Here is a 12,368-nt window from a genome sequence, read left to right as displayed (position 1 = left end):
CTGACAGTTTTCAGAAAGGACTTCCCATGCAGATCGAAACCCCGCCTAGCGCCAAGCCCTACGACAAGCCCGAGGGTGAGCGCCGCGGCCTGGTCATCGTCAACACCGGCGACGGCAAAGGCAAGAGCACGGCTGCCTTCGGCCTGGCCTTCCGCGCCACGGGCCGGGGCAAGGCGGTGAAGGTGTTCCAGTTCATGAAGGTGCCCAGCGCCCGCTTCGGCGAGCACCGCCTGGCCGAGCAGGTGGGCCTGCCGGTGGAGGGGCTGGGCGACGGCTTTTCCTGGAAGAGCCAGGACCTGGAGCATTCCGCCCAGCTGGCGCGCGACGGCTGGGCCAAGGCCCGGCAGGCCATCCTGTCGGGCGAGTACTTCCTGGTGGTGCTGGACGAAGTCACCTACCCGCTCATCTACGGCTGGCTGCCGCTGCAGGAGGTGCTGGACACGCTGGCCAGCCGCCCCCGCGACGTGCACGTGTGCCTGACCGGGCGGCGCTGCCCCGAGGAGATCGTTGCCGTCGCCGACACGGTCACGGAGATGAAAATGGTCAAGCACGCCTTTCAGGCCGGCGTGCCGGCCCAGCGCGGCATCGAGGACTGACCTGGAGCCACACACGTCGTGCATCTGCTCAGCCGCCACATCCCCACGCCCCTGGGCGACATGCTGGCCGTGGCCTCGCCGCAGGGCCTGTGCCTGCTGGAGTTCGTCGGCCAGCAGGGCGTGGAGCGCGAACTGGCCCAGGTGCAGGTGGCGCGCGGCGGCCTGCCGCCGCAGCACGGCAGCAGTGCGGTCCTGGAGCAGACGGCGCAGGAGCTGGGCGAATACTTCGCCGGGCAGCGCCAGCGCTTCGGCGTGCCGCTGGACCTGGTGGGCACGCCCTTTCAGTGCCGGGCCTGGCAGGCGCTGCTGGCTATTCCCTTCGGGCAGACGCGCAGCTACGCCGAACAGGCGCGCGCCATCGGCCAGCCCACGGCCACCCGCGCCGTGGCGGCGGCCAATGGCAGCAACAAGATCTCCATCGTCGTGCCCTGCCACCGGGTGATCGGCAGCGACGGCAGCCTGACGGGCTTCGGCGGCGGCCTGCCGCGCAAGCGGGCGCTGCTGGCGCTGGAGAACCCGGCCGGCCAACGCGACTGGCTGCTGGAAAGCCAATAGCAGTCAAATTGGCTTCCAGCCCTTGTGGGGAAAGCGCTGGCAGCTATCAATATTGATGTTTAAGGCTGACCGATGGGCCTGCCGGTGCGCCACTGTGGAGGAATCAGTCCATACAGCGGCGTGGGGTCGCGCACGAACAGGCGGGGCGTGGGTGGCGGCTGCATGCTCAGCACGGCGCCCTCGGGCGACAGCTGCATGGTGGCCAGCTGGCGCATCCAGGGCACGTTGACCATACCGTCCGGCGAAGGGCGCGAGTAGATCAGCTCCAGCATGCGGCGCGCCTCCTGGCTGCCACTGGCGGCGGCGATCTGGTACAGGCGGATGGCCTCGGTGTAGTTGGAGGGCACACCCTCGCCGCGGTGGTATCGACGTGCCTGCTCCAGCCACTCTTGCGCGTTGCGCTGGGCCGGTGGGTGGGCGGCGCTGGGCGTTTGTTGCTGGTCCAGGCGGGCGGCCAGCAGATCGGCATTGGCGGCGGCCGCAGGCGAACGCAGCGCCGCCTGGCGGAATTGCGCCAGTGCCTGCGGCAGCCGCCGGGCGGCCACGTCGGCCAGGCCCAGCTCGTTCATGGCGCTGGCGTTGCCGGCGCGGGCGGCGCGCTGCAGCAGGGCGGTGTGGCCGTCTTCCGGTGCCGGGGCATTGCTGGTTTGCGGGCCCGCCGTGCGCAGCGGCGCCTGGCGCTCGTGCACCCACCACTGCAGCAGCAGCGCCAGACCGGGGTCGGCCTTGTCCATGCGCTCGATCCACGGGCGCGCGGCGGCCGGGTCGGGCGGGCCCTGGCAGCCGTCGATCTGGCACCACGCCAGGCCGGCGCCGGCCAGCGGCTCGCCCAGAGCCTGGGCGCGCTCGAACCAGCGCAGCGCCTGGACCCGGTCCAGTGCCACCCCTTCGCCGTGCAGGTACAGCAGGCCCAGCACCCAGGCGCTGTGCGCAGCCGCTTTCTCGGCCGCGCTCCCCCGCTTTGCTGGCGCCGTGGCCACGCCGCGCAGGCGCTGCAGCCGGGCCTGGGCGGCGGCGTCGGGCTCGGGCGGCAGGCGCAGGGCCGGGGGGTGGGTGCTGCCGGCGGGCTCGATGCGCGCCGCGTTGGTGGGGCCCGACAGCTCGATGCTGGCTGCTGCAGCCGGGCTGCCGGAACTTAGCGGGACGTCTGCTACCACCGGACCGGCGGCCAGCAGCGTCTGCGCCGGTGCTGCCGTGCCGCCCAGCAGCAGGGCGACGGCGGCGATGAGCAGCAGCGCGTCCACCAGACGGCGTGCGCTGGGGCGGGCGCGGCGGTGTGCCATGGCCGTGTGCCGGTTCAGCGCGCGGCGGCGGGGGCAGCAGCGGCCGGCTGGGCAGGTGCGGGCGGCGGGGCCTTTTTGGGTACGACCTGCCAGCTCATCTCGCCGCGGGTGTAGTTGCCCTCACCCAGGGCTTGGTTGAAGGCGCGGTCGATGTCCTCCAGGCCGTGGTAGCCAGAGACGGTGACCAGTCCGGCGCCCTGCAGCGGTGCGGGCAGGCGAGGCATGGCGTCCGCGTCGGAAGCGAAGCAGGCCACGCGCTCCACGCCGGGGCTGGTCGCATCCATGATGAAGGCCGGGTTGGGCACCATCCAGTCAGGTAGGCGCACGGCCTGGTTGGCCGCCACCAGCGAGTGCGTGTTGACGTTGTTGGGCGTCAGCCGCATGACGTTGCCCGCCGGGTCGGAGAAATAGCAGTACAGGTGCGAGGTGCGCGAGACCGTGACGGAGGCGAAGACCTGCTCGCCCACTTCGAAGGTCGGCGGCACACCTGGCGGCAGCGTGTTCTCGATCTGCATGTCCAGGCGGCGCGGCTGCGCCTCGGTGCTGGACAGGGACAGCCCGTTGGCGGCGACCGCCGTGGTTGCGCTCTTGGCCATGGTGGACGTCGGGCCGGACGGACCCCAGCCCACGCGCTGCAGCGAGCCGTCGGGCGCCAGTGCGACGAAGTGGCGCATGGCGCGCTCGTAGGTGCTGAAGTCCAGCACGCCGGTGGGCACCAGCAGGTTGTCCACCTGGAACTGCGCCAGCGCCGTGCGCAGCGCGGGGGAATCCATGGCCAGCACGTCGGTGCCGGCCTGCAGGTAGCCCTGGGCGATGAGCGAGCTTTGCACCAGCCTGGCCTGGCCCACGCCGCCGCTTTCGGCGAACCAGTCGCGCATCTGGCGCTGGAAGTCGGGGTGCGTCTGGTCCAGCGTCAGGCACTGCCAGTAGGGCACGCGCGCCCACTTGCCCACCAGCTCGATGGTGGCCAGGTCGACCAGCGTGCGCATGGCGCCACCGGCGCCCAGGGCGTAGTCGCGCCCGACGTTGAAGTTCACGCCATAGCTGCCGATGCGCCCGGCCACGTCCAGGCCCTGGCTGCCGCTGCCGATGACCACCTCGTTGGCCGAGTCCAGACCGGGGATCAGGGTGCGCGTGCGGAAGTCGCCCAGGTGCATTTCCAGACCGATCACGGTGGCCGTGCGGCTGTTGCTGTAGCCGGTGTCCAGCCGGCTGGCGGAGGTCCCGGCGTCAAAGCGGTTGGTGACCACGTTCTGGTCCACGAAGGCGATGGCGCCCGACACGTACAGGGCCGGGCGCTGCAGCTGCATCAAATTGTTGTTCAGCAGGATGGTGGTCAGGTTCTGCACCGTGTCCTGGCGCACGATGTCCACCTCGTAGTCCACGTAGCGAAAGGCATTGGACAGGCGCGACATCTGCGACAGCGAGGTGATGATCATGTCCTTGACGGCCACCGGCACACGACTGGAGTAGTCCACCACCTGCTTGCTGGTGATCAGGGTGGTGGGCAGCTGGGCGGCGCGCAGCATGTGGTCCATGCACATCAGCGAGTCGGAAAAGCTCGACACCGAGCGCGTGGGCCGCACCACCGGGCGGTTGGTGGTGTAGGCGGCGCTTTGCAGCCGGCTGTCGCCGCGCGGGTCCATGGGCGTGCTGCAGCCGGTGACCAGCAGGGCGGCGGCCGCAAGCAGCCACGCGGTGCGGCCGGCGCGGCGGGTGGAAGGCTGGGCGCTGTTCATGGCATGACCCCTCGTTGTCGTTGTTGTCGTTATCTTTGGCAGACGCGGCATTGGGCCGCGCGGCCGCCTCTCACCAGCAAATGTTGACCAGGTCGCCGCGCAGCACGACCACCTGGTCGCCGCCGGTCTTCAGTCCGGTGTTGCCCGCACCCTTGGTGGCTGTCGCCGCGTTGGCTGCAGTTGCTACGTTGCTGCCCACGGACTGGGAGCACACGACCTTGGAGCCCTGCGTGTCCACGGCGTTGACCACGTCCTTGTCGGTATAGATGCCCGTGGTGTCGCCCGAGAAAGCCTTGGCCACGTAGCGAGTCAGGCGCGCTTGCTGCCATCCGGGCAGGCCGCCCATGTCGTAATTGATGTAGCCGGAGCGCGCCGCGGCGGGCATTGGCAGCATCTGCACGTTCACTTTCTTTTCCAGCGTGACGGGGTCTTCACCTGGGGCGGCCCAGGCCAGCGCGCCGGCCCCCAGCATCCAAGCCAGGGCGCCCAGCGTGCGCAGGCGGTTGTTGCGGTGGTGCATGGCCTTTCCTCCGATCAGTGGCATTCAGAGAAGCCGGCACCCGGCGCTGAGCGCCGAGTGCCGGCTTGTGCCGGACTCAGTTGCAGCGGCCGCCGGGGCAGGGATCGTCTGCGCAGGCGTCGTTGGACGAGATGTTCTGCACGGCCAGGGACCGGCTGCCCATTGCGGAGTTGTAAGCGCCGCCACCGCCGCTGAAGTTGGCTGTCTGGTTGGAAGCGGCGGCAACCACGACGTGGCCGTAGTTGGAGGCAATGTTTTGAATTGCCTTGGTGCCGGAGCCACTGGCCAGATTGCCCAGCGTGACGCTGTTGGCGTTCACGGTCTGGTTGGACGTTGCGCCGATCTCCACGGCACCGTTGTTGCTGGCCAGGTTCTGGCGGGCCAGAGCGTCGTTGCCTGCGGCTTCGTTGTTGACGACGGTATTGCCGAGGTTGGCGGTCTGGGTGGAATTGCCCCTTTGGAGAATCTCCACCGGCCCGGCGTTGGAGGCGATGTTCTGGCGTGCCGTGTTGTCGCCGCCAGCCTTGTTCGAGATGATCGAGCCAGAGGAGTTGGTCGTCTGGGTGCTGGCGCCGCTGATCATGATCGTGTTGGCGGCCTGCGTGTTGTTGTTATTGTTATTGTTATTGTTGTTGTGGGGCGTTACAGCCATGGCTGCAGTGGCGACAGTGCTCAGCGCAAAAAGTACAAGGGTTCTCATGATGTGTCTCCTGGATCGACTCGAAAAAACCGCTCACCGGCTGAAGCGCCGGATTGCGGCGGGCGGGGACAAGATCACTTGAGAAGCCGGCAACTGCAGTGGCGTTCGACAGCTCTCTTGTCTGGCTGCAGTGTCTGCACGGAGGCCGCGCGCAACCATGACCGCAAAGAGGTAATCGCTTGCCGGGGGGAGTTGCTGTTCGGAGAGGGCAAAGCACTTGCCTGCCGGAGAGGAAGAGGGGCCGATGGTTGACCAAGCCCATGCGGTTAAGAGGTAGTGTGGACTTGTAACGTTTGCAATCGCAGCCGAGGCATGTGTTTTTGTACAAGCTGTAAAAGAGAAACTTTTTCTCGAATGGTTCCGCAGGGGAATACCGCAGCATTCCCGCAACCTCCCAATTTTAGGTTTATCTCAAAATGTTACTTTAGTAAGTTCCACTTACCCATCACCTAAAGAGGTTGGTGGTCTTGTGTAATTCCCGTCACTGCAGGACCGCAGCAGTTGCCACAGGGCAGGCCTAATGCCCTGGGCGGCGCGGCACAACCCGGGAGACACCATGCAAAACAGCAGCGCAGAACCTCTTGCCAACCCTACCCAGGGTATCGGCGGGCTGAGGCCCCAGGGCCAGTTCGCCATGCATGAGAACCCCCCCTCGATGTGGCCCGACTTCCTCACCGGCCAGCTGGAAAAGCCCGTGCGCGTTCTGCTGGTGGATGACGACGCCCACATGCGCCGCGTCATCGCGCAGGAGCTGATGGCCGACGCCCGCACCCTGCTGGTGGCCCAGGCCACCAGCGTGCGCGAGGGGCGCAAGGCGATCAAGCAGCAGGACTTCGACGTCATGCTGGTGGACCTGCACCTGGGCGACGGCCAGGGCTTCGCCCTGATCGACTACATGAAGGCCACGCGGCCCTCGGCGCAGGCCATAGTTGTGTCCATCATGGAGTGCGACGACCAGGTCCTGCGCGCCTTCGAATTGGGTGCCGCCGGCTATCTGGTCAAGAATTCCTGGTTCGGCAACTACCCGCAGGCCGTGCTGCAGGTGGCCAATGGCGGGGCGTCCATCACGCCCAGCCTGGCGCGGCGGCTGCTGCAGCGCTTTGACAGCGGCCACGCCGGCGTGCAGCCTGCGCAGCGCGCCCCGGCCGAGACCGAGCGCCTGTCCCAGCGCGAGAAGGAAGTGTTGCGCATGGTTGCCAGCGGCTACACCAGCGCCGAGATCGGCACGCGGCTACTCATCAGCGGCCTGACGGTGAATTCGCACATCAAGAACATCTACCGCAAGCTGCAAGTGCGCACGCGCGCGCAGGCGGTGCGTTTTGCCTCGGTGCGTGGACTTTTCTGAGGCGCAGCAGCAGAGGGCAGCGCTGTGTTCTTTCTCCGCCCGCCGGCATTTGCGCTGGCGTGTGTCTCTTTGTGGTTTGCCCAGCTGGTGATCGGCGCTCTGCTGCTGCTATGGGGCGAGCAGTGGGAGGACGGCACCGTCTGGCGCTGGGAAATCGCCAGCCTGGTTGTCGCCCTGCTGCTGGGCGCGCTGCTGCTGGTGCAGCTGCCGCGCGCCCTGCGCTGGCGACCGCGGCGCAGCCGGCGTACGCACCCCGAAGTAGTGCAGGAACGCCAGCGCATTGCCCGTGACCTGCATGACCATGTGGGCTCGCAAATCGTGGCCGCCATGGCGCTGGTGGACGCGAAAGACCTCGCCGCTCGGCCACTGGCCCAGGCCCTGGAGCAATGCCTGCTGGATCTGCGCCTGCTGGTCGACTCGATGGACGGCGACGACGAGAGCCTGCCCGAGCGGTTGGCCCGCCTGCGCCACCGCGTGCAGCCCGCGCTGGACCGCAGCGGCATCGCCCTGCAGTGGCAGGTGGCGCCGGAGCCCGACGTGACCTGGCCCACCGGCCACGCGGCGCGCGAATGTCTGGCCATCGTGCAGGAAGCGATCAGCAACGCCATCCAGCACTCTGGCGCCACCGAGCTGCGGGTAGTCCTGCAAGGCAGTGGGGCGGCCTGGCGGCTTCAGGTGGCCGACAACGGCCGCGGCTTGGCGTCGCAGCCGTGGGTTGAGGGCGCAGGCCAGGGCTTGCAGAGCATGCACCGGCGCGCCGGGGCGCTGGGAGCGCAGCTGCAGCTGCTCAAGCCGGCGCAGGGGGGCTTGAGCGTGGAGCTGTCCATGGCGCCGCCACCAGCCTCTGTGCAGCATTAGAGCGCTCTTCTTTCGATAGCTGCCAGCGCAGGACTCTAAAGGGCTGAAGCCTTATTTGGCCTTAAATCCTTGGTCTACTTGTCGTCGGCGGAGGGCGCCAGCAACTTGGCGCAGTTGGCATCGTCCTCGGCCCCCGGCACGGTGATGGGCACCAGGGCCAGGGCCGCCGGGGCGATGGCGGCAGCGGCCACCGCGGCGCCGGCGCGCAGCACCAGCGGGCCGGGCTCCACGCCCACCTGGGGCTGGGCGAAGGTGCCGCGTACATACAACGGCGTGCGCAGCGAGAAGAACTTCCATTTCAGCGATTCGGGCTTGATGCGCAGGCTCATCTCCTCCTCGCCCAGGTCCAGCAGGCCGGTCACGTCGACGATGGCCTCCTCGGTGTTCAGGCGCACGCGGTGCGCATCGGCCATGCCGTCCTTGACGCGCAGGTCGGCCACGGCGCAGCGCAGCTTGATTTCCTTGTTCTCGCCGAACAGCTTGGAGACCACCACGCTGCCCAGATTGAGGGCCGCCAGGTCCAGCATCTCCTTGCTGAAGGTGCCGTCGCGGATGTACAGCCGTATGCCGCCGTCACTGCTGGCCAGCATGGCCGCGATGGAGTCGCCGCGGCCCGCCAGTTGCAGCGAGCCGTCCAGCCGGCCAAAGCTCTTCTTCATCAGCTCCACCTTGGGGAACAGTGCTGACAGCTGCAGGCCCTGAACCGAGCCCTTGAGCTGCGCCCGCAGCGGTTTGGCGCGCCCGTCCAGCAGCACGTCGGAGTCGATGCGGCCCTGCGCAACACCGAAGCGCAGGGGCGTCAGGTGCAGTTGGCGGTCGTCCAGCACGGCGCGCACGCTCAAGCGGTCCAAGGGAAGGGCTTCAGGGCGGACGATCTTTTCTCCGGCGAAGGCCAGGTCCAGGTCCATGGCGCCCCAGCGATCGGTGGCGAAGTGCGCATTAGGCAGCACCTTGCCGGGACGCTTGTCCGTGCCTTTTTCCCGCGGGCGCTTGCCGCTGGGCGCGCCCAGCACCGGGCCCAGGTCGGCCAGGCGCAGAAGCTTGGAGGTCATGTGCCCCTGCAGCTTGGGGCGCGGCTTGCCGGATGTGTACGTCACGCTGCCGTGCAGATCGCTATCGCCCACGGTGCCGTTGAAGTCGCGGTATTCCCACACCGCTTTTTCGGGTTCCAGGCTGCCCAGCAGCCGGCCCTTGATCTGCAGCGGCGGGGTGTTGGGCAGCACCAGGCCGGTCAGGGGGAACAGGTCGGCCATGCTGCGCGCGTGCACCTGTAGCTGCAGGTCCATGCCCGACAGGGCCGCCGGGTTGTCCAGCAGGCCTTCTGCTTGCACTTGCACGCTGCCCGAACGCGCAGACACGCGCAGGGGGTAGCGCAGCTTCTTCTCGCGCAGCGTCAGGACCGGGCCGCCCACGCCTTCGCCTTCGATCCTGGCCTTCCCATAGCTGCCTGTGAGCAGCACGTGCACGCCGTAGCGGCCGTCTTCGGACTGTTCGTCCCCGCGCGCCAGCGTATCCACCCGCGCGCGCAGGGCCAGGTCCTTCGCGCCGTCCACATAGCCCAGCCAGCCGCCTCGGATGATCAGCTGGTCCACGCGCAGGTCCCACGGGTTGTCGTGCTCGGACTTTTCCTGCCCCTGTTTGCGGTTGGCAAAGGTCCAGTTGTTGCTGCCGTCCTTGCGCCGAGCCAGAGCGATGTCTGGCGCCGTGAGTACCAGCGTGTCCAGCACCAGCGTGCGCGACAGCAGCGGCAGCAGCCGCATGGTGGCGCTGGCGCTGGCGATGGTGCCCATGCCCTGCGGCGGACGCGGAGGGGGAGCGGCCTGCGGGTCGTTGCTGGATTCCAGGGCCAGGGCGTGGGCGGCTTTGGTCTGGGCCTCGCTCGCCGCTGACCCGGGCAGGGCGGGCGGGGCGGTTGTTTCCTCGTCCGCCTTCTGGTCGGCAGGGGCGGGCTGGTCGCCCTGCGGCGCCGGCTTGGCCGGCAGGGCGGGCAGGTCGGGTGCGGACTGGTCGGGCGCCTGCACCACGATGAATCCCTCGGGATTGTCCAGCGACAGTTGCTGCGCCTGCACCGTCACGCCTGGCACCCAGCGGCGCCAGCCGGTCTCCAGCGGCTGGGGCCAGTGCCAGCGGGCGGACAGGTCACCCTCAATGGCAAAGCGGCGGCCCGTGGCCTCGCTCACCTTGTCGTTCACCCATGGTTTCACGCGGTTCCAGTCGAAGGTAGCCACCAGCACGACCGCCAGCGCCAGCAATGCCAGCAGGCCTGCGAGCACGGCCAGTACCCAGCGCAGGACGCGGGCATGGCGGTGTCGCTGCGGAGCACCGGGCTGGGAAGAGTCGGATGAATCGGCAGGTGTTCGCATGTGCGACCGCATGCTAGTGCCAACGCTTTGCACCATGCGTAGGCGCCGGCCGTTTGCCGCGCTTGTCCTACAGAGGGCAGATGGGGCGTTTTTGACAGGCAGGTACACGGGCCGTTGACCTACGTGTTGCGAGCATTTGTTGCATCAAGAATCGAAACATTCGGTTTATTAGCCACTCTCTCTCTCTCTTTTTTGCTTCCCTCTTCAATCCAAGGTCGCACCACATGCACACCGCCCAGGCACTGACACAAGAGACCATCTTCGGCGTGGCGGACGGCGCCACCTATACCGGCATGCTGTGCCTGGGTGGCGACGGCAAGCGCTACTTTTTCTCCCAGGCCCAGGTGGACGGGCGCCCCGTGTCGCTGCCGCGCGAGCACTTTCCGTCACGCGAAGACGCCCTTCGCGGCTTGGCGGACATTGCCACCGGCGCGCGCTCGGTTCCGCGCGACTGAGTCGTGCAGGATCGCACCACCATGGAGCAGCCCATCACCCGCATCCTGGAAGAAGGCTACCGGGGCTTTCTCATCCGCATTCCCGTGCCCGAGAGCGGAGGCCGCATCCTGCCCACTCCGGTGCAGGCCAGCGTGACCGCGGTCACCGACCACGCCGCGGCGCATCTGGACGCCGTACGCTGGGACGCGGTAGAGCAGTCTGAAGGCGACCTGCACACCTTGGCGCATATCAAGCACGCCATTGACGTGGCGCTGGACGGCAGCGAGCACCAGCCGCCACTGCCGGGAGTTTTTGAAAAAGGATTACAATAAAAAACGGCTCCAGCGCCCGCCAGACAAGCGCTGGTAGCTAGCAAAAGCGTAGCGCAGATGGCGGCGTTTCCTACAATGCCGGCCCTATGCACAACCCCCATGATCCGCGCGTGCTGCCCATGCGCGAAGGCGTCAGCCCCAGCTGCGTGGTGCTGCCCTCCATTGGCGCAGGCTTGCTGCTGGACTTTCTGAGCACCCGCCTGCCCGCCGTGCCACGCGCAGACTGGCTGCGCCGCATGGCGGCCGGCGAGGTGGTCGACGAGCACGGCGTGCCTGCTGGGGCCGGCACGCCCTTCACCCCCGGGTTGCGCTACTACTACTACCGCGAACTGGCGCACGAGGCGCCGCTGCCCTTTGATGAAGCGGTGCTGTTCCAGGACGAGCACATCGTCGTCGCAGACAAGCCGCACTTCATGCCCGTGGTGCCTGCCGGCCGGTATCTGCAGCAGACGCTGCTGGTGCGGCTGAGGAGGCGCCTGGGCCTGTCCGAGCTGTCGCCCGTGCACCGCATCGACGCCGGCACCGCCGGGCTGGTGCTGCTGTCGGTGCAGCGCGCCACGCGCGGGCGCTACCAGGCGCTGTTCCGTGACCGGGCGGTGCGCAAGGTCTATGAAGCCATCGCGCCCTGGCGGGCCGACCTGCCGCTGCCGCGCGTGCAGCAGACCCGGCTGGAGGAAAGCGGGCACTTCTTTCGCATGCACGAGGTGCCGGGCACGCCCAACGCTGTCACCAGCATCGAGGTGATCGAACACCTGGGCGGCTACGCCCGCTACCGGTTGGAGCCCGTGACCGGCCGTCGCCATCAGCTGCGCGTGCAGATGGCGGCCCTGGGCCTGCCGCTCGTGGGCGACACGCTGTACCCCGAGGTCAACGACCCGGCGCCAGGCGACTATTCCAACCCGCTGCAGTTGCTGGCCCAGACCCTGGCCTTCGACGATCCCGTCACAACCCAGCGCCGGCATTTCACCAGCGCGTTGCGGCTGCGGCCACTGGCCAGCCTGAGGCAGGCCTGAAGCAGCGGCCCAAACCCATGGCAGCCGCAGGGGTACGTGGGCTGCAGTGCAATGGCCCGCGCCCCGGATTGCCCAGTCGCCGGGCTGCCACTCAGCATTCCAACGCGAACAAAGTTGCCCCATGACCCAGCGCATCAATTCCCAGAAGCAGTCGCCCGAGCTGTTCGGCAAATTTCTGGAGTTCAGCAATTCCCTAGGCAAGTCCGCCATCGAGCCCGGAATACGCCATCTGGTAGAGATCCGGGCGTCCCAGATCAACAGCTGCGCCTTCTGCCTGGACATGCACATCAAGCAGGCCACCATCCACGGCGAGCGGCCGCTGCGGCTGCACCACCTGGTCATCTGGCGCGAATCGCCCCTGTTCACCCCGCGTGAGCGCGCCGCGCTGGCCTGGACGGAGGCGCTGACTCAACTAAGCCCGCACGGCGTGCCCGACGAAGCCTATGAACAGGCGCGCGTCCAGTTCGGCGAGAAAGAACTGTCCGACCTGACGTTCCAAATCATGGCCATCAACGCCTGGAACCGGCTGAATATCGCCTTCCGCGGCGAACCGGGTATGTTCGACAAGGCCTATGGATTGGATAAGGCCGGCCTGGCCTGAGACCGTCGGTCCAAACCAGGCCCGCCAA

The 12,368-nt window shown here is 67.9% G+C and carries 13 protein-coding genes; 8 read left to right on the top strand and 5 right to left on the bottom strand.

Annotated features, from left to right (window positions below; all coding sequences use genetic code 11):
• The first annotated feature begins 26 nt into the window (after positions 1 to 26).
• A complete protein-coding gene (cobO, locus tag RT282_RS09045) occupies positions 27 to 596 on the top strand; it encodes a cob(I)yrinic acid a,c-diamide adenosyltransferase (RefSeq protein WP_313313333.1) in 570 nt (189 codons plus the stop codon).
• A gap of 18 nt (positions 597 to 614) precedes the next feature.
• Complete coding sequence (locus RT282_RS09040) at positions 615 to 1,151, top strand: methylated-DNA--[protein]-cysteine S-methyltransferase (protein ID WP_313313331.1); 537 nt, start codon at positions 615 to 617, stop codon at positions 1,149 to 1,151.
• A 59-nt stretch (positions 1,152 to 1,210) separates the two neighbouring features.
• Here the strand turns inward: RT282_RS09040 and RT282_RS09035 are convergent, their stop codons facing one another.
• The 4 genes from RT282_RS09035 to RT282_RS09020 all read right to left on the bottom strand — a co-directional run bounded on the left by RT282_RS09035 (position 1,211) and on the right by RT282_RS09020 (position 5,393).
• Entirely contained in the window at positions 1,211 to 2,434 is a 1,224-nt protein-coding gene (locus RT282_RS09035) for a hypothetical protein (protein WP_313313330.1), read from the bottom strand.
• Between the two features lie 14 nt (positions 2,435 to 2,448).
• The gene (locus RT282_RS09030; RefSeq protein ID WP_313313328.1) at positions 2,449 to 4,173 is read right to left on the bottom strand and encodes a DUF4384 domain-containing protein; all 1,725 of its coding nucleotides are present in this window, start codon (positions 4,171 to 4,173) and stop codon (positions 2,449 to 2,451) included.
• 70 nt (positions 4,174 to 4,243) lie between these two features.
• The gene (locus tag RT282_RS09025) at positions 4,244 to 4,693 is read right to left on the bottom strand and encodes a hypothetical protein (protein WP_312306302.1); all 450 of its coding nucleotides are present in this window, start codon (positions 4,691 to 4,693) and stop codon (positions 4,244 to 4,246) included.
• Between the two features lie 76 nt (positions 4,694 to 4,769).
• A complete protein-coding gene (locus tag RT282_RS09020; protein WP_313313327.1) occupies positions 4,770 to 5,393 on the bottom strand; it encodes a hypothetical protein in 624 nt (207 codons plus the stop codon).
• A gap of 634 nt (positions 5,394 to 6,027) precedes the next feature.
• On the opposite strand from RT282_RS09020, the gene RT282_RS09015 reads away from it, so the two are divergent.
• Both RT282_RS09015 and RT282_RS09010 read left to right on the top strand, forming a co-directional pair.
• Complete coding sequence (locus tag RT282_RS09015) at positions 6,028 to 6,738, top strand: response regulator transcription factor (RefSeq protein WP_313314017.1); 711 nt, start codon at positions 6,028 to 6,030, stop codon at positions 6,736 to 6,738.
• A gap of 69 nt (positions 6,739 to 6,807) precedes the next feature.
• On the top strand, positions 6,808 to 7,596 hold the full coding sequence (locus RT282_RS09010) for an ATP-binding protein (protein ID WP_313313326.1): 789 nt from the start codon (positions 6,808 to 6,810) through the stop codon (positions 7,594 to 7,596).
• 74 nt (positions 7,597 to 7,670) lie between these two features.
• Here RT282_RS09010 and RT282_RS09005 read toward each other — a convergent pair whose 3' ends face one another.
• On the bottom strand, positions 7,671 to 9,959 hold the full coding sequence (locus tag RT282_RS09005) for an AsmA family protein (RefSeq protein WP_313313325.1): 2,289 nt from the start codon (positions 9,957 to 9,959) through the stop codon (positions 7,671 to 7,673).
• A gap of 224 nt (positions 9,960 to 10,183) precedes the next feature.
• Between RT282_RS09005 and RT282_RS09000 the strand changes: the two genes are divergently transcribed.
• The 4 genes from RT282_RS09000 (at position 10,184) to RT282_RS08985 (ending at position 12,340) form a co-directional block, all read left to right on the top strand.
• Complete coding sequence (locus tag RT282_RS09000; protein ID WP_313313324.1) at positions 10,184 to 10,414, top strand: hypothetical protein; 231 nt, start codon at positions 10,184 to 10,186, stop codon at positions 10,412 to 10,414.
• Between the two features lie 21 nt (positions 10,415 to 10,435).
• Positions 10,436 to 10,726, top strand: a complete 291-nt coding sequence (locus tag RT282_RS08995) for a hypothetical protein (protein WP_313313323.1) — start codon at positions 10,436 to 10,438, stop codon at positions 10,724 to 10,726.
• An 86-nt stretch (positions 10,727 to 10,812) separates the two neighbouring features.
• Complete coding sequence (locus tag RT282_RS08990; protein WP_313313322.1) at positions 10,813 to 11,739, top strand: pseudouridine synthase; 927 nt, start codon at positions 10,813 to 10,815, stop codon at positions 11,737 to 11,739.
• Positions 11,740 to 11,860: 121 nt separating this feature from the next.
• Entirely contained in the window at positions 11,861 to 12,340 is a 480-nt protein-coding gene (locus RT282_RS08985) for a carboxymuconolactone decarboxylase family protein (RefSeq protein WP_313313320.1), read from the top strand.
• Positions 12,341 to 12,368: the final 28 nt, after the last annotated feature.

It is taken from the genome of Pulveribacter sp., from assembly GCF_032079985.1.
In the GTDB taxonomy this organism is placed as follows: domain Bacteria; phylum Pseudomonadota; class Gammaproteobacteria; order Burkholderiales; family Burkholderiaceae_C; genus Melaminivora.
This window is presented reverse-complemented; position numbering and strand designations above follow the sequence as displayed.

Coding starts and splice junctions, on each gene's coding strand:
- cobO (WP_313313333.1), top strand. CDS start 27: ATGCAGATCGAAACCCCGCCTAGCGCCAAGCCCTACGACAAGCCCGAG.
- RT282_RS08985 (WP_313313320.1), top strand. CDS start 11,861: ATGACCCAGCGCATCAATTCCCAGAAGCAGTCGCCCGAGCTGTTCGGC.
- RT282_RS09035 (WP_313313330.1), bottom strand. CDS start 2,434: ATGGCACACCGCCGCGCCCGCCCCAGCGCACGCCGTCTGGTGGACGCG.
- RT282_RS09020 (WP_313313327.1), bottom strand. CDS start 5,393: ATGAGAACCCTTGTACTTTTTGCGCTGAGCACTGTCGCCACTGCAGCC.
- RT282_RS09030 (WP_313313328.1), bottom strand. CDS start 4,173: ATGAACAGCGCCCAGCCTTCCACCCGCCGCGCCGGCCGCACCGCGTGG.
- RT282_RS08995 (WP_313313323.1), top strand. CDS start 10,436: ATGGAGCAGCCCATCACCCGCATCCTGGAAGAAGGCTACCGGGGCTTT.
- RT282_RS09025 (WP_312306302.1), bottom strand. CDS start 4,693: ATGCACCACCGCAACAACCGCCTGCGCACGCTGGGCGCCCTGGCTTGG.
- RT282_RS08990 (WP_313313322.1), top strand. CDS start 10,813: ATGCACAACCCCCATGATCCGCGCGTGCTGCCCATGCGCGAAGGCGTC.
- RT282_RS09015 (WP_313314017.1), top strand. CDS start 6,028: ATGCATGAGAACCCCCCCTCGATGTGGCCCGACTTCCTCACCGGCCAG.
- RT282_RS09005 (WP_313313325.1), bottom strand. CDS start 9,959: ATGCGAACACCTGCCGATTCATCCGACTCTTCCCAGCCCGGTGCTCCG.
- RT282_RS09000 (WP_313313324.1), top strand. CDS start 10,184: ATGCACACCGCCCAGGCACTGACACAAGAGACCATCTTCGGCGTGGCG.